This window comes from Providencia sp. (genome assembly GCF_040396775.1).
Lineage (GTDB): Bacteria > Pseudomonadota > Gammaproteobacteria > Enterobacterales > Enterobacteriaceae > Providencia.
The window spans coordinates 234,379-256,814 of record NZ_JBEBNT010000002.1 but is presented as its reverse complement, the minus strand read 5'-3'; the positions used below and the strand labels follow the sequence as shown (position 1 = coordinate 256,814).

Below are 22,436 nucleotides of genomic sequence, written 5' to 3'. Positions count from 1 at the left end.
TTATTTGTAAAATATAAATTGAGTTAAATATCCAATAACGACGAGTTAAATAAATAAAATTCATACCAATAAATATTCCAATTTAATTAATCAAAATAAGACTGGATATAAATTGGTTTTTACTCACATTAAAATTTTTAAATAATATTTATTCACTGAGTCCAATTCATAAATTGTTGTTCAGGCAAAGAATTCCATAGTGATTGAAACCACTTTCCTCCTCCGCCTTGCTTTAGTCTTTCACTACTGAGTACTTCTTCTAAAACACCATTACGCAATAACGCAATGCGATCAGCAAAACGCACAGCCATTGCAAGGTCGTGAGTCACCCACAAAACACCTTTTCCATCAAAGCAAAGAGATTTGATATGTTGTAGAAGTTGCATTGCATGTTCATCGTCTAGCCAAGATGAAATTTCATCCGCAAGAATATATTCGGCTTGGGAGAGTGTCGCGCTACACGCGAGTACACGTTTTGCCATTCCCCCAGAAAGCTTATTGGGATAACTGTGAATTAAATCTGCTTGTAAATTATATTGTTGTAAGTGCAACGCGACGTCGTGCATTTTAATATGCTGCCCACTTAATACAGCGGCACGTTCAAGTTGAGGGCCTATCTTAATGAGAGGGTTTAATGCGCTAACCCCTTGAGGGATATAGCACAATAAATTACCACGATATTGCTGTTTTGACTTTTCTGTTAACTGATTTCCATTTAACACAATATCACCACGACAACGCATATTTTCAGGTAACAAACCTAAACTGCTTTGCAGGAGTAAACTTTTCCCTTCCCCGCTTCCTCCTACTAGTGCAACCATTTCACCTGGCGCTACATCCAATGAAATACCTTGTAAAAGCGGAGACCACTGTTTTTTGCCTAGCCAGCGAAATTTCGCAACATCAATCGTAAGGTTATCAAAACTTAGCATCAATCGCTCCTCAACCATAATTGTTGTACCGCTTTAGCAAACTGATCGAATAACAGCACTAACCCAACTAATGCAATGCCTGGAAACATGGCTAACCACCATGCTCCTGTGCTCAAGTAACGCAATGCATCGGAAAGCAAAATACCTAACGATGCTTCATGTGGCGATAAACCAAAACCCAAAAAACTCAATGCTGCACTGTGTAATATCGCATGTGGGAACATCAATAGTGTCCCCACTAGCCATTGTGAAAGGATCATCGGTAAATAGTCATATCGGCATCGGTAGAGCGCACTATTTCCAATCCGTTTCGATAACATGATGTAATCTGTTTGTTGCACTCGAAGCAACTCGGAACGTAAAATTAACGTCAGTTTGGGCCAGTGTGTCAACGCAACCGCCCAAATCACACCCACTTTGCCACCACCTAATGTGAAGCAAATCAATATCAACAATAACAAGTGTGGCAACGCTAATAACGAATCTATACATCCACGAATAACATAATCCATCGTCTTACTAAACGAGGATAAACTTGCCATCACCAGTGCTATCACTCCGCTCGATAATGCCGCAATGGTACCAATTTGTAAGCTGGTCGCTATTCCTTGGAATACTCTGTCCCACAAGTCTCGGCCTAAGTTATCAGTACCAAATAAATGTGCCCACGATGGCGCTTGCCGACGGTCGAGTAAATTAACATCTACATCCGTTTGAGAAAGCCATGCCGCATAAGCCCCTAAAGCAAATAAGCACAACAAGGAAATAACTAACTTAATTAAGGCTCTATTAGGGTTATAAGTCATGGCGCTCTGAGTACCCCCTTATTTACGCTCTTGAGCATCATGTCAGAGATACTGTTACTAAAGAAAATCACCACTGCACATAACATCACGATCCCCATTAATAACGGGATATCACCCCGTAAACCCGCATCAATGGTTGCTTGTCCTAAACCTGGGTAGGCAAACACTTTTTCTGCTAGCAATGCGCCACTGAGCAACTCACCCATTGAGGCAAACTGTAAACATATTGCGGGTGTAACCGCATGTTTTACTACATGAAAACTGATCATCGGCCACCCTTTATCCCCTTGCGCTTTCGCATAGTGGATAAACTCACTATTCATCACCTCAGCAACTTTTGAACGCGTATGCAAGGCTATATTACCAATGCCTAACATCCCTAAAGCCACTACAGGTAACACAAGATGATGCACTTTTTGTGACAGTGTTGATGTTTGTTCATCTAAGCCTATCGGCCAAGCGCAACAAATTGGCGCCCACTGCAATGAAACAGCAAAAAGTGACAATAAAAGTAAGCCAACCCAAAAAACAGGAATCGAAGCCAATAAATAAGATAGCGTTGAAATGATTTTATCTGGCCATCTATTTAGGTAACGCCCTGCTACCAATCCCAAACCAAAACCCATCGCCCCAGAAAATAGCCATGCCGATAATAACAACGCTAGTGAAGGCGCGAGCCTATCAGCAATCACCTGTGAAACAGGGGTGTTATAGAGCATGGAATACCCCATATCACCTTGTAATAACTGAGAAAACCAATGCCAAAATTGCATCCATAATGGCTGATCAAGCCCCCAACGAGCTGCAATCAATGAATATTGCTCGGGGGGAACATGCATTAAATCATTGCCAATATAGGCTTTAATTGGGTCTATTGGTGAATAGCTTAGGAGAATAAAAACCCCAAATGCTATCACCAATAATAAACAGATAAACCGCAATAAAAGCCCGATGGTTGTCCGCATTATTTGCAGGTCCAAGCCCAGTCATCCACATTATTCAATACTGACCATGAACCGTGAATTTCAGGTGCGCCCTTTCCTAGCTCGACACAGTTATTCAATAAATAAAGGTGTTGTACGTTCATTAACCAAGCCCAAGCCGCATCACCTTGGATACCCGTTCCTGTTTTGCCATCCCAATCCACTTTCTGCCAAAATGGAATAGCCGCATCTTGATCTGGCTGACGAAGTGCTTCTTCTATTACCTTATCGACTGCTGGATTTTTATAGTAGCCCGCGTTATAGAACCCGACACCAGCAGCTTTGCTGCTGTAGTTATGAACCAGTTCCATCGGGTCAAGGCTACCCCAACCAAACAATGTTGGGTTAGCATGCATATATTTTTCAACGGTTTCCCAGCTACCTGATTTTAAATCCATCTCAATGCCAATCGGCTTTAAGCTGGCCCTCACAGCCTGAGCTAAATCACGACGAGTGCTGTCGCCACTGGCGTACCAAAGCGTCAGCTTTGCGACTTTACCGTCTTTTTCCCTTAAGCCGTCTTGATTCAATTTCCAGCCGGCATCTTCAAGTATAGTTTTCGCTTTTTCTACATCCCCATCTTTAAATGAAGATTGAGGGTTATTCCAAGGTAAGCCTTCAACACCTGTATATGCAGGGATAGCAAAACCTTCTAACACCGCATCCGCTAATAATTTACGGTCAATGGCATAATTGATTGCTTTACGAATAGCCACATCCGAAGTGATGTCGTTACCAATTGGGTCACCTGCCGCATTTTTTTCTCCCGCAGGTGGAATTGGGAAGGAAATCCCTCTATTTTCAACGCTGTGGCGCTCAATCAACTTCATGCTTTTGACATCTTTTGCATTATTCGCGACGGCAGCAGGAATACGGACAATATCTAATTCACCACTTTGAGCGGCGGCAAAAGCGCCATCTTCATTCAAGAACACGAAAACCATTTTATCGAAATCGTTTTTAGGGCCTGCATAAAATGGGTTTCTTTCAACAATTAATTGCTGACCTGGTTGGAAGTTCACTAAGCGATAAGACCCTGCTCCAATAGGGTTATGTGCGTATTTTTTCGCATCATATTTATCCGCAGAAACAATCCCTAAAGAACCTAATACGTTAATGAAGGTACTTTGCGGCGCAGATAGGGTTATTTTAACGGTAGATGGGTTGATTTCCTCTGCTTTAGCAAAGTTCCCCATATCGACTTTTCCACCACTTGCTGCTGCATTGTTATAGGTAAAAACAACATCTTTTGCGGTTAATGGGGAACCATCGGAGAATTTAAGCCCATCTTTTAATTTTAACGTCCACGCTTTACCATCGTCAGAATGCTCATATTTTTCAATCATGTAGCTGTGCCATGATAAATCAGCTTTTTGCTTTAGTAATGGACTATGCAAAAGTAAATAGCTGCCGTGGCTCCAACCTAACATTGGGTCGAACCCTTCGGTTGGCTCAGAACCAATCGCTAGACGCAATGTTTGCGGTTTCTGAATATCAGTCACAGCATTTGCGCTTATTGATAGCCCCATAAAACAAATAGCCTGAATAGCTATTGCTACTTTCTTTTTCATATACCCATCCTAGATTACCAGCTGTATTTAGCAGTTATCCCAACCAGTGGATTTAAATGAATCTTCCAGTTGGGATAAACTGCAAGAAATAATATATTTGATAACTAATCTGCTTTTTCTCGATATGCATCTTCGTCAAATTCAACGACATCTAAATTGTCACCAACTGTACTTTGGTCAACTCTAACTGGTGTAAATTTATTGATTATCCAAAGGATTAAGATTGTAAAGACAAAGGACCAAATACTGGTAAAGACAACGGCCACTGTTTGCTTCACAATTTGCATCCCGTTACCTTCAATTAACCCAGCTGGACCTTTCGCGTTCCAAACCGTTGATGCAAATACACCGACTAAAATCGAGCCAGTAATACCACCGACACCGTGTACACCGAATACATCTAATGCATCATCTAAATGACGTCGGACTAAGAAAACACAGGTGTAACAAACGATACTCGCGATAATCCCGATAATTGCCGCAGAACCAATTGAAACATAGCCTGAAGCAGGTGTGATAGTGGCTAAGCCCGCCACTGCCCCCGTTAAGAAACCGACAAGTTTAGGCTTGCCTGTATGGAAACGTTCGATAATAAACCAAGTGATTGCCGCGAACGCAGCCGCAATATCGGTAGTAATAAATGCGGAAACGGTGACGGTATTGACTTGCAGTTCAGAACCCGCATTAAAGCCATACCAACCAAACCACAATAAGGCCGCACCAAGCGCAATATAAGGAATATTATGAGTACCATCTGACTTAACGACTCTTTTACCTACATATAATGCCGAAGCAATTGCAGCAAACCCTGCTGTTGCATGAACGACAATACCACCCGCAAAATCAACAACCCCCCATTTAGCAAAAATACCATCTGGGCTCCAAACCATATGAACGAAGGGTGCATAAACAAATAATGTCCATAAGGTTAAAAAGATGAGATAAGCAGGGAAATTAACTCTATTTGCGAAAGCCCCTGTAATTAAGGCTGGGGTAATAATCGCAAACATCATTTGATATCCAAAATGAACCAGTATTGGCAAACCGCCGTCATTACCGGTATACATCGTCTGAGGATCAATGTTATTTAGGAATGCATAATAAAGTGGGTCGCCGACAATCCCATTAATCGATGGACCGAACGATAATGAATACCCAACCGCAAACCAAATAATGGCCACCCACCCCATAGAAAAGAAACTCTGGGACATAATGGTAATAACACTTTTACGCGAAACTAACCCACCATAGAAAAAAGCAAGCCCAGGAGTCATTAGCATAACAAGGCTGGTACAGAGCAGCATAAATGCTGTATTTGGGACATCCAAAATTGACAATACATTTTCCATGGACACTCCTAAATTAACATAATGATATTTAAAATTTAGAGATAATTACTTCTTCATTAAATGAGCAGAATGATTATCACAAATTGAAATTACATTCATAATAGAGCGATTAGTCAGATAATCAATGAAAAACTTAAATTATATAATAAAAAATAGTTTACGCGTTTTTTAATAATCAATAAATGACTAACGATAAAAGACTAATTGACAACGCTAAAGGAAAGATACAAAAAAAACAAATTAATCAATAAGATAAAATAAATTTTTATTAATAAAGAAACAATAAAACAACTTAATCAAGGTTAATAACATTAAAGTAATGATATATTTAAATTAACATTAGATTAAAAACCAAGTGTTTAATTACACAATCACAATTAAAAAATAATTTAATTTCACAAAATACAAAAACAATGAATTTTCAATGACAACTTCCCCGTTTAAATAAGTTAACGATTACTTTATTAACATTTTTAAGGATGCAAGAAAATTTTTTCATGCTCCAAAAGTGACCATCAAAAAAACAATTAATAAAAAATATCTTGGCGACTAAAACTTAGCCAGATTAACACAATGGCTAATCAAGCCCTTCCCACAAATACTGTTTGGACTTTGTTTTATCGTTTAAATCAAAACAATACTTTCGTTGATAAGTGATGTTTGACGTTGTGTATAGCTCTTCCCCCTTTCACAAGCAATTTCCCTTGCCCATTTATAGCGGCTGCACGGCAAAGTTCTGTGCATGAGGATCATGCGGATCACTTGGCATACTTGGTATACATATATAGAGCAGAGAAACATCTTCGCTAGTGTGTCATAAATAACCAAGCCACCTACCCAATTAGATAGTAAATAATATCCTGAAAGAATGGTGTGTTACCAAGCAACTTATCCAATTGATTTTATTTTCTTTTTTTACTCAGGACCATTAAAAATTTGATTAATTAAATGAAATTTACCAGTTTAATCGATAAATTAAACCGATTATTTCGTTTTTCTAAATACTCTTTTTAAGTGTATTATGATTTTATGAAACAAAGCAGATATTATTTTGAGATTTTCACATTAGTTTATAACCATTCAAAAGTTGAAAAAGAGGAGGCTATATTTAAATAGCTATTAAATAACTAGTCATAAAATGACCCATTTTTATTAGAGTTACAATTCCTTACAATATTTAACTTAAATAAAACAAGCGATATTTATTAACAATAATATCACATTCATATTTGTATATTGTTGTTTGATAATTATTTTTTTATGTCTCATTTATTCTTAACAACTTTAATTGGTAAAAAAATACTTATTAACTTTGTAACTGTTTTTTTTAAATAGTTAATTTCTTTTTTTTGTTTTGGTTTAACTCGGATTTTTTGTATCCTATATGGAGTTAAACGATTGGTGTCTTATTCCATTTAATACGTCAACGTCAATGGTACTTTAATGAAAAATAAAATTTTCAATTCAATTTCTATTTTAAGTGATAGAAATAATATAGTTAATGTTGTATCAAAAAATATTGGAAAAAAAATAAAGAAACTCAGACTTAAATATAATTTGAGCGGTTCAGCATTAGCTGAAGTTATTGGGATATCACAACAGCAACTGTCTCGGTATGAAAATGGTCAAAGTGATATATCAACATCAAAAATAATAATTATTTCAATTTATTTTAATGTTGATGTTAGCTACTTTTTCGATGAATAAAAATCGCACAACATCATGTTTTTAAAGATTAATAAAGTGGATACTATTACCATGAAAATTAAAAACTCTTTACGAAAAGACATCGGTTTATTTTTGAGAGAATCGCGTAAAAAAAAATCATTATCTGCTAATCAACTTGGTAGTCTAGTTCATTTAAGCCAGCAACAAGTTTCTCGCTATGAATTAGGTATTACAACGATCAGTATTGAAATGTTAAATGTTTTTCTTATTGCATTGGATAAAAATTGGTCAGATTTCTTTTTCAGCGTAATGGCTGACTATTCCGATGAAATAAAAGAATTAAAAACAGGTTACTACTAAAACAGCCTGAAATTAACCAAATTAATTTAGAAGGTAAATCTTCTATTTATTAATAGCCTTTTCTTTACGTTTAGGCAAGGGATACTATTCCCATTATATATCTTTGTCATTTTTGTACTTTTATCCATAGGTTATTAATAAATACATTTTAATTTTGAATGTTTTATTAAATCTATTTAATATTAAGGAAAGAATAATGAAATTATCTAAATTAGCCGTTGCTTCCGTATTTGCTGCTTCAGTCATTCCATTTGCATCAATGGCAGATAACACAGGAACAATTGACTTTGTCGGTTCTGTTGTTAATACGCCGTGTAACATCGAGCAATCATCATTAAAACAAACCGTTGATTTCGGTCAGTTATCACGCAAAGCCTTGCAAAGTGGTAAAGCGGCCGAAGCAAATTTTGATATTAAATTAACCGGTTGTGATTTTGCTAATTTCGGCGAAGTTGATAGTGAAAGCGGTAAGCCTGCTGGTGTTAAAGCCATGGACTTAGTTTTCACTGGCCAAAACTATGTGAATGGCGGGGAAATGCTTTCTACATCAACGGGTAACGCAAATAACTTAGGTATTGCGATTGATGGCTTCAAATTTGGTGTAGCAAAGGATGTATTACCTACAGGTAACACCGATGGCGAAGTAACTTTATCTTTCAAAGCATTAGCTAAAGCAATTGATAAAACTCAAGATGTTGCAGAAGGTAAATTTACAGCCGTTTCAAACTTCCGTATTACTTATCAGTAAGCACTTTGAATAGCCGTCAATTTTGGCGGCTACTTAATGTATATAGAGGAAAACAAAGTGCTGACTTATCTATTTGGTATCCGAAAATTTGTGCCCATCCTACTTATCTACTTTTGTGGAAGCTTTTCGACATTTGGAGAAAAAGAGATTGGTGTAAGGCACGAAGGCACGACTCAGATGATTGGCAGCGTTATCGCGACACCTTGTTCGATTATGATGAAAGATCGTTTTCAAACGGTAAATTTTTCATCATTAGCGTTGAATTTATTATCAACAAAGGTCTCTCGAGAAGAACACAACCAGCCTTTTGAGATTGAATTAAACAACTGCGGTAGCCTGTTTTCCTCTCTTGATAGTAAAACATGGATGATCCGTTTTGATGGCAATCGCGCAAGCCAGATAAATGCGTTTGTTTTACAAGGCCCCTCAGAAGGGCTTGGTATTTCTGTTCTCGATAATACGATGCAAACCTTAACCCCAGGAGAAAGCTATTCGCTATTCGGCAACGTGTTAAGACAAGGTAAATCAGGACAAACGCTAGTACTTCGTTATTTTTTACAACTTGAACTAACGGGAAAACCGCTTCAAGCAGGCCGCTACCAAGGGTTAATTCGTTTTTTCATTGATTATCAATAAAACACAGATAAAAACAGTCAATCCTATTGTATTGGCTCGGTTTTTTGTTGTTCTCGGAGTGGTATACGCATGAAGTTCACATATTGTAAAGTTAGGCTGGCCATTTTAGTGGCATTAAACTTTAGCACGTTGACCGCTCATGCCTCGGAATTTAATACGGATGTATTAGATGCTGAAGATCTCCAAAATGTCGATATGAGCCAATTTGCTGTCGCAGGTTATGTCCCCCCAGGTAATTATGCCTTAACAATTTTTGTCAATGGGCAGCGTTTAGGCGCACCACGGGATATCCAAGTTTTAGAGCAGACCCGTTCCGAGCAAACTTCACTCCAAACAACATGCCTACCTATTGATTTACTTGACCTCATCGGGCTTAAAGAGACAGCAAAAGAAAAAGTTCATTTTTCAAATGATGACCAGTGCTTAGATTTATCAGCTCTGACTGGGGTTCAGATAAAGATTGAGCTTGCAACATTATCATTAAAAATCACCATCCCTCAGTTTTGGATGGAATATCGAGACCCTGACTGGATCCCCCCCGCATTATGGGAGGAAGGTATTAACGGTGTCCTAGTCGATTACAGCGCGAATATTTCTGTCACAAAAGAAAATGTGGGAAGTAAACGCACTTACGCGTCGACGAGTGGTACCGCTGGCATAAACTTAGGCGCTTGGCGTTTTCGCGGTGACTACAACGGGACTTACCAGAAGCAACAAGGAAATCGTCAATCCCAAGAAACGCAACAATTTGATTTTAGTCGGTTATACGCATTTACCTCGATTAAGTCGTTATCCGCTATTTTGACGTTAGGGGAAAACTATTTTTATTCCAATGTCTTTGAGTCATGGCAATACACAGGGCTTTCATTAGAAAGTGATGACCGTATGTTGCCCCCGAAACTTGTGGGATACGCCCCCGAAATCATTGGTGTTGCAAATACCAATGCGACGGTCATTGTTCGCAGCAAAGAGCGCGTACTCTTAGAAACAACCGTGCCGCCAGGGCCATTTCGGATTCAAACGCTAGATAGCGGTGTTCGAGGCGTCTTGGATGTCACTATTCGTGAGGAGAATGGGGAAGAGAAAAAATTCAGCCTAAATACCGCATCTCTACCTTATTTAACGCGACCAGGACGACTCATTTATAAATTGGTTGCGGGCAAAACACGCCGTAACGGTCATCAGCTAGCAGGAGATCCCGTTGCCGGCGGGGAGTTATCCTACGGTTTATCAAATGAATGGTCACTGTATGGTGGGTCCCAACTTAATACTGATTACCAAACCGTCGCGGTTGGTATTGGACGAGACTTATTCGCCTTTGGCGCATTATCATTCGATGTGACACAGTCAGTCGTACGTTTTACGCAAGAAACGCTACAAGGTCGCTCATATCGATTAAATTATTCAAAATCTTTTGATGCATTACGCACAGATATTACTTTTGCAGGTTATCGCTTCGCAGATAAAAACTATCGAACGCTCAGTCAATTTATGGATGAAGCAAATTCAGGTTATGTCTCTCGTGCGCCAAAAGAAAACTACCAAATTTATCTGAATAAATATTTTGATAACTTCAATTTTTCGCTTAATTATCAATATAGTACATATTGGTATGATAAGTCACAAATGCAATATGGCTTATATGCAAGCACCAATATCAGTCTTCCTGCGCTTTCCCAGCAAGATGCAACGATATCGTTATCTGCGATCCGCACAGAGCGAGACAGTGGGTATAAAGATGATGCAGTGAATCTTTATTTAAGCATTCCACTTTATAACGGCCACAGTGTCTCATTGTCTGAATCTTATACTAAGGCAGGAGAATATAACCAATATAACCATAGTGCTGGTTATAGCGGATATAACGACCGTGATAGCTACAATGTCACTGTAGGTTATAACCATGGGCAATTATATGACAGCGAATCGAGCATCAGCGGTTATTACTCCCGAGATCTCTCCCAAGCGAATATTTCAGCAAATGCAAGCTATGTCCCTCAACAATATCGCAGTGTTGGCCTGTCTATTAATAGTGGGATAACCGCGACTTCATATGGTGTTGCCCTGCACCGAGGTTCAAGTGGAGATACTCGATTAATGATTGAAACTCCCGGTGTTGGTGATGTGCCACTCGACAATGGCACGATAAAAACAAATCGATTCGGTTTGGCTGTTATCCCGAATATTAGCAGTTACCGTAAAGCTAACGCATCAATTAATACCAGTAAATTGCCCGATAATTTAGAAACGTTGGGAGCATCAACGGACATCACTCTCACAAAAGGTGCGATTGGCTACCGGAGTTTATCCGTCATGAAGGGCGAAAAACTCTTTGCCATTTTATCTTTGGGTAATGATAAAACGCCGCCATTTGGTGCCAGTGTTCGCAACCACAATAACCTTGAATTAGGCATTGTCGGGGAAGATGGTGTGACTTGGTTAGTGGGAATATCGCCTCAGGAAAATTTACGTGTTTACTGGGGAGGCCAAGCACAGTGCCAATTGTCGCTTCCTGAAAGTTTAGATACATCAACCAATATGCTGTTACTACCCTGTGTATCAATAAAGAAATAATTATCCGAATCTATTTAAAACTATTCGGATTAGCTGCACACATTTAATTTATTTATGAGGTTTATTATGTTGAATTTATTTTTACGTTCGCGCGTACTTGCACCTTTTTTACTTGCGACTGTATTTTTATCCATCAGCGCACACAGCGCTGTAACATTAGATAGAACACGAATTATTTTTCCTGCATCTGAAAAATCAATTAATGTCACTATTTCAAATGATAATCCAGAGGAAGCTTATCTCGCACAAAGCTGGATTGAAGATATTGAAGGAAATAAATTAACCAAAGGCGCTATTTTAGCCACGCCACCACTCCAACGCATTGAGCCGACAAGCCATAGTTTAGTCCGTTTAAGTACAACGCCTGAGCTAAGCAAATTACCACAAGATAGAGAATCTGTTTTTTACTTTAACCTGCGTGAAGTCCCACCGAAATCGAATGACGGAAATACATTGCAAATCGCACTGCAGTCCCGTGTGAAATTATTTTATCGCCCAAAAAGCATCCTGTCTGAATCCGAGACTAAGTGGGCACATAAAGTCACTTTGACAAAAATTGCCAATGGCTATCGTTTAAATAATACCACCCCATTCAACTTAACGGTGATTGGCTTCGGTGGTAACAAAAATCAAGCAGAAAAGAATGCGTTTAATGTCGTCATGGTGCCACCAAAATCTAACTACGACATAATATCTCCAGCATTATCAAAACCGTACATGACTTATATTAATGATTTTGGCGGTAAACCTACGCTGGTATTTAAATGTGAAGGTACCGTCTGTACGGTTTCTACAGAGGAGTAGTATTGAGTGAAAGCTCGCATATTAATAAGGAAAATAAGCATGAGTAGTCAACTAAAAATGCCCATAGGGCTGTTTATTACCATGATAATACTGTGTTTTTTTTCTAGCATAAAACATACCGCTGCTAGCTTGCCAGCAAATACAATCTTTTACGGTCAGGTTCAAGTATACGTAAATTTGTTGAGTACCGCGTGTAACCTAAGCATACACAGTACAAAAGAGATCACGCTGACAAATTGTGGGGCTGGTATGGCGTTTGGTGATCTTAATATATTCAACTCAGCGGCATATACCCCTGTCACTTTGCAATTTTACGATACCAAAAAATCGCTATTCTACCCAAGCTACCTCACTTATTTAACCAACGGTGATAATAAAATCGATTTGCCACCACAAATTGATTACCACAGCACATTGAGGTTTGAGGTGAGCTATGAATAAAAAAAGCCTATTGAATTGGGCGCCTTATCTTTTGCTATTCGCTTTACCTCCATTATCTTATAGCGAAGAAGGACTTGATATGACGTTTAGCGGGGAGCTTGTCAATACCGCTTGCCAAGTCACCGCTGAGTCCTTAAATCAAAAAATCAAAATTTATAACCTACGCTTAAAAACAATAAATGAAGGGATACCGAGTGCAACAAAACATTTTTCAATTTTTATTGAAAAATGTAGCGAAACCGATCTAAAAAAAATGATCAAGCTAACGTGGAAGAGTAATCAATTAACCAATATTAATGGTGATTCCTTTTTAAATACACAAGGTGATAGCGGCATTTTATTGGGCGTAACAAATAAAGAAGATGCTTTAATTGCTTGGAATCAACAAATTAATCTTGGCTCAGTACCTGAAGTCGGAAACACACAAGAACTTATTTTTGGTGTTTTTGTGCGTAAACCTAAAGTCGGAGATGCAAATATCGGTGATTTTTTAGCCTCAGTAACCTTTACTGTGGAGTATGAGTAATGAATGTCATAAAAAAGCATTTTAAGTTTTGGGTCGGAATACTTTATTGCTACAGCGCCTATTCTTTTGCTGTCGATGTTCCTATAAATATATCGGGCACAGTTAAAGCTCCACCTTGCGTGATTAATAAAAATGAAAAAATTATTTTTAACTTTAAAACTGTACAAATAGATAAAGTTAATAATTATGATAATTCAATAACTAAAGATATCGCTATTGATTGCCAATATTATCTAGGAAAGCCTTATATTAATGTTGTCGGCGATAAATTAGCCGGTGCACCTAATAATGTATTACACACGAAGGGAAATACAGGGTTAGGGATTGCTTTATATCAAGGGAGCGCGGTTAATAACACCTACCCACTTGTTATAGGGAACAATATAAACAGCCTAGGAAATGAAATTATTAATGGATTAAGTGGAAAAGGACAAGCCAATGGGATCTTTTCTATTACTGCGGTTCCCTACGCCTTAAATGCCAGTAATTTAACACCTGGAAAATTTGAATCCACAGCTAAGATAGTCATCACCTACAATTAATAATGACTAGGAATTGATATGATAATTAAACCTCACCTTTTTATTTTAATGTTATTAAATATATTACTTTTCCCTGTAACAAGTCTCGCCGGGGATTATCGCCATTTTATTTGGACAATGGCAAGTTCAGTAACAACCAACGATATCTTAATAAATTATAATGATACAACTATCTCTGCATCATCAATCATGTCTGGGGGGCTGAATGGCATTTATAATGCAAAAAATGTCTATACAAAATGCAAAGGGACTAGCGATAAGTTAAGTGCAACCCAAGAAAAAACCGCTTGGCTTATTATGCAAAATAAAGTGTACGCAAATGGTGTCCCTATTTCATTGAGTATCGATTCATACAACGGTTGGAACTACCCAGGGCAATCGCAACTTTCAGGGTATACTTCCAAGGTAAATCAAATCTCGGTGAGTACTGAAGTTGGAATCTGCTGGAACCTTGGTTCAACGATACCTGTAGACTTCCATTGGCGTAGCGCAAGAATAACGGCAACGTTATCACAAGGTAACCTTGCGCCAGGTACCTATAGGGTCCCTGTTGCCTATTATTACGCATTTGAAGAGAATAAGTTTACAGACTCTAATGATAAAGGACCCTCCGCGAATGTCCCGAGTTTAATCGTAGGAGGCCTTGGCCGACGTGACACATTCACACTAATTATTGATGTAAAGTCGAAGTGTGACTTCAACAGTAACCCTCTGCAATTAACTCACGATATCACATTAGGCGATGAGTCCAGCTATAAAAGTAACTTAACAAATTATAGTATTTCTTGCGGTTTCTCAACACCGGTAAAAATGGAATTAATCGGGACAAATAAGCCGACAGGGAAAGGGGCTAACTTCACTAAATGTGGCGAAGGTGATTGTGAATTGCAATTTAGCGATGGAAAATCAATAAGTGAAGAAAAAATCACGAGGAAAAAAGACTACCTGATTAATTCAATATTTCACCCCGACGATAAAACCAAAACAGGCTCATTTCAAGGGGCTGGGGTTTTAAGAGTCACAATACAATAAAAAGGAGTTTAAATATCAATAAGCCCTGTTTTGTTAGGCTTTCTAGTACTTACTTTTCTATTCATGAGTAGTCGCTAGGCACTTTCATGGATTTGTGTTGTAAAACTTTATGGGTAACATTCCTATTGCATCATAAAAATTCCGAGAGAAGTACAAAGAATCACTGTTACCAACTGGCCATGTAATATGGTTAATGATTTCTTATTTATTCATAAGCAAGCGCCTTGCCAGTGCGAGGCGATAATTTTTAAACGACCTTAATGGACTCCGCTTAGTGATCGAATTAACGAACTGAAATAAGCTAGATAAAGCTATTTACTTAAAGGCTATATTCATCTTTGTATTTATATAATCTCATCATTTCAAAAATGCATTATGCATAAAATTAATAAAAACCCTTAGTTTTGGTAACATCGCATAATTTGATGGCCATAAGATATGAAATTCGCTTTTCATTCCAACCCATTCATCTAACAAGATAATTAATTCACCTTTTTTGACTTTTTCTGCAATAGAGAAGTCAGGTAAATAGGCTATTCCATGACCATTAACTGCCATAAATAACAAACTATCAAGGTGGTTACTTACCATAGCCTTAGAAACAGGTGTTATATCAACATAAGCCGGTATATCCGCCGCATACTTCATCCACCATTTTTCAATTAACCCTGTCGAGGGGAAACGGTGTACAAGGCATAAATGATTTTCTAATTCTTTTGGCTCTTGAGGAATGCCATGTTCTGAACAATATTTCGGTGAAGCAACACAAAAAAACTGGCTGATGCCAATACTTTTGCTCACTAATCTGGAATCTTTTAACTCCCCCGTCCTAATCACTGCATCAAAACCTTCATTCGTCACATCAACTAATCTGTCACTAAAATCAATATCGAGTTCAATCTGAGGGTACAACTTAGAAAAATCAGATAATAATGGCAACATCAATGTACTTATCAAGGGTAAACTAATTTTTAAACGACCTTGAGGGAGTCGTTTGGCTTCATGAAGTTCACGCTCTGCTTGAGTTAACTCCCCCATAATTTTTAAACATCTTGCAAGAAAAATCTCCCCCTCTGCCGTTAAGCTCACACTACGCGTGCTACGTTGTAATAAACGTACTCCTAATCTTTCCTCTAACCTTGATACCCCCTTACTGACTGCAGAAGGCGATATGTGTAGCTGTTTTGCTGCTTCTGCAAAGCTATGCAATTGTGCAGTATGAATAAAATGTGTAACGCCGATGAGCTTATCCACTTACACCTCCAATTGATGACATTTTTGTCACTTTCAAAATGAATATATCACTATTTTTCTTTTAAGAATCTTTAAATAAACTCGCTGAATCAATTAATTATTAATGAGTAAACGTCATGAATAGTAATAATAAAAGCGAACAGTCTCCTATTATTCTTCTTGTAGCGGCATGCCTCACGGCAGCGGTTATCCCCCTTAGTATTGCAGCGCCAGCCGTGATTATTCCAGAAATAAGTCGAGAACTAAAAAGTACATCAATTGAGCTTATTTGGGTAATCAATGCTTATATATTAACTTACGGAAGCTGTACACTTGTTGCGGGCAACCTAGCAGACAAATATGGTCGCAAGCTAGTATGGCTTATTGGTTTATTTTTCTTTTCACTATTTAGTGTGCTCATTTCATTTTCCACAAGTGTTTTTATTCTTGATCTTTTGAGACTACTTCAAGGCGTAAGTGCCGCTGCCGCATTTTCTGGGGCAATCTCATATCTGGCTCAAAAATACGATGGAAATGAGCGCTTACGTGCATTTAGTTTAATCGGTACAACTTTTGGCTCTGGTGCTGCATTCGGCCCCTTTATTGCGGGGTTATTATCAGATTATCTAGGCTGGCGTGCCGTTTTTTGGTTACCAACAAGTTTATCCTTATTGTCTTTATTGCTTGTCTTAAAATACGCAAAAGAGAGCAAAAACATTAACAATAAGAAAAATGACTGGTGGGGAGCAATAACCTTCACCATTTCCGTAGGGTTAATAACATATGGTATTACCCTCGCCCCGATCGATGGCTGGCTTTCTTACACAACTGTATTGGTTCTCTTCACAGGGGGGGTTCTGTTAATTATTTTTATTTTTATCGAATTACAGCACGATGAGCCCATGTTAAATCTAACCTTATTCAAATCACCAAAATTTATTGGTGTACAGTGCTTAGCTATTGCACCTGCTTTCTCGTATATTGTTTTGTTAATAATCCTACCCGCGAAATTTATTGGTATGGAAGGCATGAGTTCTAATCAAGCAGGACAATGCTTATTCATTTTATCTATTCCACTCTTAATAATTCCTATTTTTTCAGCAAAACTAACCTATTGGATTACGCCTGCAATAATTTCAGCTACTGGTTTTTTTATTGCTTCAATAGGCTTATTTCTCTTAGCTTATGAAATCAACAATACGGGTTCTTACCAGCGTTTAATATACCTGTTGATCATCGGTATCGGAGTGGGACTACCTTGGGGGCTTATGGATGGGCTATCGGTGAGTGTTGTTGATAAAAGTCAGGCTGGAATGGCAACTGGAATATTCAATGCTATTAGATTATCAGGGGATGGAATTGCATTAGCGACTGTTAGCGCATTATTATCAGAATATCTATATTCTAATATTCATGCAGTTGAAAATAATTTGCCTTCTTCACAAATCAAAGCACTTACAAATCAATTATCAACCAGTAACTTTAGCAATTTGAATAGCTATTTTCCTTATATCAGTAAGGACGAAATAATATCCGTTTATGACTCTGCATTTCACGCAACCATTTTCACTTTAGGCTTGATTACCCTATTCATTTCTTTAGTTGTATTTATGCTATTAAGAATTAAAAATTAAGTCAAATGTAAAAATAGTGTATCTACTTACCTCTTATTAGATCTATATCTTGAATGGGGTAAGTGTGTGAAAAGATTCTTTTTCATGATAAACTTACATTGATAATATTAGGTTTATTCCGACTTAATACAAAACAAGCTCAAAACTGGATTTTAGTCATGAAAGAAATCAAAAAAATGTCAGATAAAGACTTTGTTGATACATTAATACAAGAATGGCTGGAAACCGTCCCTACATTGGATTTAAGTGGTTTACCAATTATCGCCCGTATCGTACGTATGAGTCATTATATCTCTCAATTTATTGATGCCAATTTGGCCCGCTACAATCTTAATGTAGGTGAGTTTGAAGTACTCGCAGCACTTGCTAGAAATCCTGATCGTCAACTTTCGCCCAAAGAACTGCAAAAGAAAATTCTTATTTCCTCTGGTGGGTTATCTAACCGAATTAACCGATTAGAAGAAAAAAAATTTATTGTTAGAATTCCAGATCCTGCGGATAGACGTGGAGTCATTGTAAAAATAACCCCTGAAGGACGGAAGTTAACCCTTGAAGCAGTGGAAACCCACGTAGCGATTGAAAAATCCTTAGTTCAAGGATTAGATGCCGAAAATAAAGATCAACTCGCCATGCTACTGAAGAAACTTATACAATCACAAAAATCTGAACTCAACGAAAAAAATGGGGCTAAATAAAAAACACCCCAAAGTTGGAGTAAACCTCAGGGTGCAGCTCACATTGAGCTGTCTTCATTTTGACTTAATCACTTAAGTTAAGCTGTTTGCTGGCCTTCAGACTTTAAAACTAACCATAAACCCGCCAAAATCAAACACAATCCTATGACAGCTAACATATTAACGTTTTCATGAGCAACAACGATCGCAAGGAAAAACGCCACAATCGGTTCAATTAAGCCCAGTGCCACACCTGTAGGTGCACTAATATGTTTCAAAGCTTGGGTATATAAAAGGTAAGCCACTCCAGTCGTTAATAATCCAAGATAAAATATAACTGCAATACTTACCCAACTGACGGTTGGCGCTCCAGCTAGTACCCAAGCTATTGGAACAGCAATTAATATAGCAATACTAAATGTATGCTTAGTAATGGTTAGTGGAGAATCAATACTGACCAGTTTTTTACTCATCAGCGTATAAAGTGCATAGCAAAAACCCGCACTCAAACAAATAATCAACCCCCCTGTATTAATTTGCCAACTACTGCTTTGAGAAAGAACCATCCATGTCCCCCCTGCCGTTGCACAAAAAGTGCCGAGCCACCAAAGCAAAGACGGTGATTTTTTTAAAAGGAGCGCCTGCATTAAACCCGCCCAGATAGGCGCACTACCAATTGTTGTAGCCGTTCCAATTGCGATCCCTGTCGCCTTAATTCCTGCAAAAAAAGTTAAGTTATATAACCCCATACAGATACCCGCGATAATGGTATATCGCCAATATGCCATTGACCTCTTGGCAGAATTATCTGTTTGTTGTTGCTCATTCACTTTTAGCGCTTGGCGGCTTGTCATTCGATAAAAAAATAACAAATGAAAGAATAAACACGCAACAAGCAACCTAAATGCACCAATCCAGTAAGGTGCTGTTGCTCCTTGCACAAAACTTTGAGCTGTCCCCGCCGTTCCCCATAGAAAAGCCGCACAAAGCGCCAACAAGCTCCCAACTAAAGATACTTTTTTCATCGTCATTGAATTTTTACCACCATTTCAATAAAAATATATCTTCACATTAAGATACTCACCATGAAGATACAAGCCGATAGAAATCAAAGAAGACGAAATAGTAAACATTCATGATAAATGTCAATAATTGTACGTTTTATGATTGATATTAAAACACCGGTTATTAATATTGATATATCTTCTCGTGAAGATACTTCCTACAAAGAAATAATAATGAGAGGCAGCTATGACTGTTATAATTATCAGTGTAATAGTGTTGATACTAGCGGGTTATGCAATTGCGAAGAACTTCGAAGCAAAAATTGTATTATTCACCGCAGGTATTGCGCTGATGCTCAGCGCAGCGATGTTGGGGATGCCTATTTTAGATATAAAACAAAGTACAGGGAATATTTGGCTTGATCCACTAAAACAGATACAGCTAGGGTTTATCAAACAGTTTGGTGGCGCAGGGATCATAATCATGGTCCTATTCGGTTTTTCTTCTTATATGTCACGCATTGGTGCAAACGATGCCGCGGTTCATTTAGTTGCAAAACCTATTTCAAAAATCCGATCTCCTTATATCTTAGTTCCAATCGTTTTTTGGCTAGGAAACTTACTGTCGTTAGTGATCCCCAGCGCTGCTTCATTAGCCGTTATTTTAATGGCAACCTTGTACCCTATATTAAGGGCTGCCAAAATGTCCTCAATGACAGCGGCTGGTATTATTGCGACCACAGCAACAATTATGCCAACGCCATTAGGGGGAGATAATGTTGTTGCAGCTCGCTTACTCGGTTTTGAGCATGTTGTCGACTACGTCACTTTACACCATGCCGTTATCTCTCTCCCTGTTTTATTATTAATGGGTTTTGCCCATTATTTTTGGCAAAAATATATGGATAAGCGCCAAGGCGCATCGGCATTTACTGAAGTTGATGAAAGTAAACTCGAAGGAAACAAAGAGCTGCCTCCTGCCTATTACGCCTTATTTCCACTTGTTCCGCTTATTTTGATTATCGTTTTAGGGTTATGCTTTCGAGAAATCAAAGTAGGACTTGTTGAAATCACGTTATTCTCATTTGTTCTCGCATTTGTCACAGAACTCATTCGTAAAGGCAATCCAAAAGAACAAATGGTTCAAGCAGGACTATTTTTTAAAGGTATGGGCGAAGGGTTTTCACAAGTCGTTGTCTTGATTGTTGCCGCAGGTACATTGGTCGCAGGTCTTAATGCTATTGGCATCATTGATATGATTTCAGGTGTTGTTAAGAACGTTAATAATGCTGGTGTTGGATTAATGTTCATTTTCTCTGGTTTAACGGCATTAATCACCTTTATTAGCGGTAGTGGTAACGCTGTGTTCTATTCTTTTATTGAATTAATTCCATCGATTGCTAACCAAGCCCATGTTGATCCGATTATGGTTGCTCTTCCAATGCAATTTACGTCTAACTTAGTCCGAGCCATCTCTCCAGTTTCTGCTGTCGTCATTATTGTCGCATCGGTTATCAAAGTGAGCCCTGTTGAAGTAGTAAAAAGAACCTCAGTACCTTTAGCGGTAGGCACGATAGCAACGTTAATTTATGCATATTTTCTGTATGCGTAGAATAGGTTATTAAAAGGAAAATCAAAATGACTACAATAAATAATGCCTCACTAGTTGCATGGCGACGTGAATTTCACCGTTACCCAGAAACGGGTTGGGGGGAATTTTATACCACAGCGACGTTGATTAAACTGCTGGAAGAAATGGGACACCACGTATTGACAGGAGAACATATTATCAACCCTGATTTTATTCGTGGTCGTAATCCCTCAATAGTGGAAACAGCCAGACGCGCAGCCAAAGAGCGTGGTATTGATGATTCATTACTCGCAAGGATCGGAGACTACACTGGTTGCGCCGTGATCTTTGATACAGGGCACCCTGGCCCAACAGTCGCATTTCGTTTTGATATTGATTGCGTCAATGTACAAGAAACTGATACGACGGAGCATATTCCAAACCAAGAAGGCTTTAATTCTACAAACCCAGGTTATATGCACGCTTGCGGCCACGATGGGCACATGGCTATCGGTCTCGGAGTCGCAAAATGGTTGATAGAAAACAAAGATAGCCCACTGAAGGGAGTGATTAAACTTATTTTTCAACCCGCCGAAGAAGGTGTCCGTGGGGCAAAACCTATCGCCGAAAGTGGTATTTTAGATGATGTTGATTACTTTGCCTGTGGCCATCTGGGCTGCGATATCCCAAGTGGAGTGGTTGTAGCTGCACCTGAGCGTTATCTTTCTACATTAAAAATGGATCTGCGTTTTAAAGGTAAAGCCGCGCACGCAGGAATGGAGCCCCATGCAGGGAAAAATGCCTTACTGGCTGCCTGTAATGCCACTATCCAGATCTTAAGCTTGCCAACCCACGGTGAGGGAATGACACGAGCCAACGTCGGGGTCTTAAATGCAGGTGAAGGCCGTAACGTGATCCCTTCATACGCACAGATGCAAATTGAAGTGCGTGGCGAAAACGAAAAAATTAACAATTACATGACCGAAGAAGCCTTAAGACGTGCACGCGGTGTAGCACTCAGTTTTGATGTTGAACTCGAAACTGAAGTGATGGGTGAAGCTGTCGATTTTATTCCTGATGATGAAATGACTGACTATATCATTGATGTTGCACAAACGATCCCTGCGGTACAAAAAGTTCAGCGAACTATGAATTTTAATGGCAGTGATGATGCCACGCTGTTGATTAAACGTGTACAAGCCCATGGCGGAAAGGCCGCTTATTTTGTGATTGGCTCTGACATCAAAGCGGGCCACCATCAAGCCAAATTTGATATCGATGAAGAACAGCTATTCACTGGTTTTTCAATCTTTACAGGGTTACTACAACGTTTATCCATATAAAAACAG

The 22,436-nt window shown here is 38.5% G+C and carries 21 protein-coding genes; 14 read left to right on the top strand and 7 right to left on the bottom strand.

Annotation, left to right across the window (positions count from 1 at the left end; all coding sequences use genetic code 11):
• Positions 1-152 precede the first annotated feature (152 nt).
• The 5 genes from ABWP91_RS03645 to ABWP91_RS03625 form a co-directional block, all read right to left on the bottom strand.
• On the bottom strand, positions 153-932 hold the full coding sequence (locus tag ABWP91_RS03645) for an ATP-binding cassette domain-containing protein (RefSeq protein ID WP_353242076.1): 780 nt from the start codon (positions 930-932) through the stop codon (positions 153-155).
• A complete protein-coding gene (locus tag ABWP91_RS03640) occupies positions 932-1,738 on the bottom strand; it encodes an ABC transporter permease (protein ID WP_353242075.1) in 807 nt (268 codons plus the stop codon). The genes ABWP91_RS03645 and ABWP91_RS03640 overlap by 1 nt, the downstream gene beginning before the upstream one ends.
• Positions 1,735-2,703 carry an ABC transporter permease gene (locus tag ABWP91_RS03635; RefSeq protein ID WP_353242074.1) on the bottom strand — a complete coding sequence of 323 codons (969 nt, stop codon included), beginning with the start codon at positions 2,701-2,703 and terminating at the stop codon, positions 1,735-1,737. The genes ABWP91_RS03640 and ABWP91_RS03635 overlap by 4 nt, the downstream gene beginning before the upstream one ends.
• On the bottom strand, positions 2,703-4,250 hold the full coding sequence (locus tag ABWP91_RS03630) for an ABC transporter substrate-binding protein (RefSeq protein WP_353242217.1): 1,548 nt from the start codon (positions 4,248-4,250) through the stop codon (positions 2,703-2,705). The genes ABWP91_RS03635 and ABWP91_RS03630 overlap by 1 nt, the downstream gene beginning before the upstream one ends.
• Before the next feature lie 146 nt (positions 4,251-4,396).
• Positions 4,397-5,641, bottom strand: a complete 1,245-nt coding sequence (locus ABWP91_RS03625) for an ammonium transporter (protein ID WP_353242073.1) — start codon at positions 5,639-5,641, stop codon at positions 4,397-4,399.
• 1,443 nt (positions 5,642-7,084) lie between these two features.
• Here ABWP91_RS03625 and ABWP91_RS03620 point away from each other — a divergent pair.
• The 10 genes from ABWP91_RS03620 to ABWP91_RS03575 all read left to right on the top strand — a co-directional run bounded on the left by ABWP91_RS03620 (position 7,085) and on the right by ABWP91_RS03575 (position 14,972).
• Positions 7,085-7,348, top strand: a complete 264-nt coding sequence (locus ABWP91_RS03620) for a helix-turn-helix domain-containing protein (RefSeq protein WP_353242072.1) — start codon at positions 7,085-7,087, stop codon at positions 7,346-7,348.
• A gap of 51 nt (positions 7,349-7,399) precedes the next feature.
• Positions 7,400-7,669, top strand: coding sequence for a helix-turn-helix domain-containing protein (locus ABWP91_RS03615; protein ID WP_353242071.1), 270 nt, complete (start codon positions 7,400-7,402; stop codon positions 7,667-7,669).
• Between the two features lie 196 nt (positions 7,670-7,865).
• Positions 7,866-8,417, top strand: a complete 552-nt coding sequence (locus ABWP91_RS03610; RefSeq protein WP_353242070.1) for a fimbrial protein — start codon at positions 7,866-7,868, stop codon at positions 8,415-8,417.
• Between the two features lie 147 nt (positions 8,418-8,564).
• Positions 8,565-9,053, top strand: coding sequence for a fimbrial protein (locus ABWP91_RS03605; protein WP_502935789.1), 489 nt, complete (start codon positions 8,565-8,567; stop codon positions 9,051-9,053).
• A 69-nt stretch (positions 9,054-9,122) separates the two neighbouring features.
• Positions 9,123-11,627 carry a fimbria/pilus outer membrane usher protein gene (locus ABWP91_RS03600; RefSeq protein WP_353242069.1) on the top strand — a complete coding sequence of 835 codons (2,505 nt, stop codon included), beginning with the start codon at positions 9,123-9,125 and terminating at the stop codon, positions 11,625-11,627.
• A gap of 66 nt (positions 11,628-11,693) precedes the next feature.
• Positions 11,694-12,431: a fimbrial biogenesis chaperone gene (locus ABWP91_RS03595; protein ID WP_353242068.1), complete on the top strand. Its 738-nt coding sequence runs from the start codon at positions 11,694-11,696 to the stop codon at positions 12,429-12,431.
• A 249-nt stretch (positions 12,432-12,680) separates the two neighbouring features.
• Positions 12,681-12,872 (top strand): hypothetical protein, encoded by a 192-nt coding sequence (locus ABWP91_RS03590; protein WP_353242067.1) that lies wholly within the window; start codon positions 12,681-12,683, stop codon positions 12,870-12,872.
• The gene (locus tag ABWP91_RS03585; protein ID WP_353242066.1) at positions 12,865-13,398 is read left to right on the top strand and encodes a fimbrial protein; all 534 of its coding nucleotides are present in this window, start codon (positions 12,865-12,867) and stop codon (positions 13,396-13,398) included. Before ABWP91_RS03590 ends, ABWP91_RS03585 begins: the two co-directional genes overlap by 8 nt.
• Positions 13,398-13,940 (top strand): fimbrial protein, encoded by a 543-nt coding sequence (locus ABWP91_RS03580; RefSeq protein WP_353242065.1) that lies wholly within the window; start codon positions 13,398-13,400, stop codon positions 13,938-13,940. Before ABWP91_RS03585 ends, ABWP91_RS03580 begins: the two co-directional genes overlap by 1 nt.
• A gap of 18 nt (positions 13,941-13,958) precedes the next feature.
• Positions 13,959-14,972: a hypothetical protein gene (locus tag ABWP91_RS03575; protein ID WP_353242064.1), complete on the top strand. Its 1,014-nt coding sequence runs from the start codon at positions 13,959-13,961 to the stop codon at positions 14,970-14,972.
• Positions 14,973-15,329: 357 nt separating this feature from the next.
• Here the strand turns inward: ABWP91_RS03575 and ABWP91_RS03570 are convergent, their stop codons facing one another.
• A complete protein-coding gene (locus tag ABWP91_RS03570) occupies positions 15,330-16,226 on the bottom strand; it encodes a LysR family transcriptional regulator (protein WP_353242063.1) in 897 nt (298 codons plus the stop codon).
• A 116-nt stretch (positions 16,227-16,342) separates the two neighbouring features.
• Here ABWP91_RS03570 and ABWP91_RS03565 point away from each other — a divergent pair, with 116 nt between their 5' ends.
• A complete protein-coding gene (locus tag ABWP91_RS03565) occupies positions 16,343-17,839 on the top strand; it encodes an MFS transporter (RefSeq protein ID WP_353242062.1) in 1,497 nt (498 codons plus the stop codon).
• A gap of 158 nt (positions 17,840-17,997) precedes the next feature.
• Complete coding sequence (locus ABWP91_RS03560; RefSeq protein ID WP_353242061.1) at positions 17,998-18,534, top strand: MarR family winged helix-turn-helix transcriptional regulator; 537 nt, start codon at positions 17,998-18,000, stop codon at positions 18,532-18,534.
• Between the two features lie 77 nt (positions 18,535-18,611).
• Here the strand turns inward: ABWP91_RS03560 and ABWP91_RS03555 are convergent, their stop codons facing one another.
• A complete protein-coding gene (locus ABWP91_RS03555; protein WP_353242060.1) occupies positions 18,612-19,544 on the bottom strand; it encodes a DMT family transporter in 933 nt (310 codons plus the stop codon).
• Positions 19,545-19,764: 220 nt separating this feature from the next.
• On the opposite strand from ABWP91_RS03555, the gene dcuC reads away from it, so the two are divergent.
• Entirely contained in the window at positions 19,765-21,129 is a 1,365-nt protein-coding gene (gene dcuC / locus ABWP91_RS03550; RefSeq protein WP_353242059.1) for a C4-dicarboxylate transporter DcuC, read from the top strand.
• Positions 21,130-21,155: 26 nt separating this feature from the next.
• Positions 21,156-22,430: an amidohydrolase gene (locus tag ABWP91_RS03545; protein ID WP_353242058.1), complete on the top strand. Its 1,275-nt coding sequence runs from the start codon at positions 21,156-21,158 to the stop codon at positions 22,428-22,430.
• The last annotated feature ends 6 nt before the right edge of the window (positions 22,431-22,436 follow it).

Coding starts and splice junctions, on each gene's coding strand:
- ABWP91_RS03595 (WP_353242068.1), top strand. CDS start 11,694: ATGTTGAATTTATTTTTACGTTCGCGCGTACTTGCACCTTTTTTACTT.
- dcuC (WP_353242059.1), top strand. CDS start 19,765: ATGACTGTTATAATTATCAGTGTAATAGTGTTGATACTAGCGGGTTAT.
- ABWP91_RS03635 (WP_353242074.1), bottom strand. CDS start 2,703: ATGCGGACAACCATCGGGCTTTTATTGCGGTTTATCTGTTTATTATTG.
- ABWP91_RS03575 (WP_353242064.1), top strand. CDS start 13,959: ATGATAATTAAACCTCACCTTTTTATTTTAATGTTATTAAATATATTA.
- ABWP91_RS03610 (WP_353242070.1), top strand. CDS start 7,866: ATGAAATTATCTAAATTAGCCGTTGCTTCCGTATTTGCTGCTTCAGTC.
- ABWP91_RS03615 (WP_353242071.1), top strand. CDS start 7,400: ATGAAAATTAAAAACTCTTTACGAAAAGACATCGGTTTATTTTTGAGA.
- ABWP91_RS03620 (WP_353242072.1), top strand. CDS start 7,085: ATGAAAAATAAAATTTTCAATTCAATTTCTATTTTAAGTGATAGAAAT.
- ABWP91_RS03560 (WP_353242061.1), top strand. CDS start 17,998: ATGAAAGAAATCAAAAAAATGTCAGATAAAGACTTTGTTGATACATTA.
- ABWP91_RS03585 (WP_353242066.1), top strand. CDS start 12,865: ATGAATAAAAAAAGCCTATTGAATTGGGCGCCTTATCTTTTGCTATTC.
- ABWP91_RS03580 (WP_353242065.1), top strand. CDS start 13,398: ATGAATGTCATAAAAAAGCATTTTAAGTTTTGGGTCGGAATACTTTAT.
- ABWP91_RS03565 (WP_353242062.1), top strand. CDS start 16,343: ATGAATAGTAATAATAAAAGCGAACAGTCTCCTATTATTCTTCTTGTA.
- ABWP91_RS03640 (WP_353242075.1), bottom strand. CDS start 1,738: ATGACTTATAACCCTAATAGAGCCTTAATTAAGTTAGTTATTTCCTTG.
- ABWP91_RS03630 (WP_353242217.1), bottom strand. CDS start 4,250: ATGGGGCTATCAATAAGCGCAAATGCTGTGACTGATATTCAGAAACCG.
- ABWP91_RS03590 (WP_353242067.1), top strand. CDS start 12,681: ATGGCGTTTGGTGATCTTAATATATTCAACTCAGCGGCATATACCCCT.
- ABWP91_RS03625 (WP_353242073.1), bottom strand. CDS start 5,641: ATGGAAAATGTATTGTCAATTTTGGATGTCCCAAATACAGCATTTATG.
- ABWP91_RS03555 (WP_353242060.1), bottom strand. CDS start 19,544: ATGACGATGAAAAAAGTATCTTTAGTTGGGAGCTTGTTGGCGCTTTGT.
- ABWP91_RS03545 (WP_353242058.1), top strand. CDS start 21,156: ATGACTACAATAAATAATGCCTCACTAGTTGCATGGCGACGTGAATTT.
- ABWP91_RS03645 (WP_353242076.1), bottom strand. CDS start 932: ATGCTAAGTTTTGATAACCTTACGATTGATGTTGCGAAATTTCGCTGG.
- ABWP91_RS03600 (WP_353242069.1), top strand. CDS start 9,123: ATGAAGTTCACATATTGTAAAGTTAGGCTGGCCATTTTAGTGGCATTA.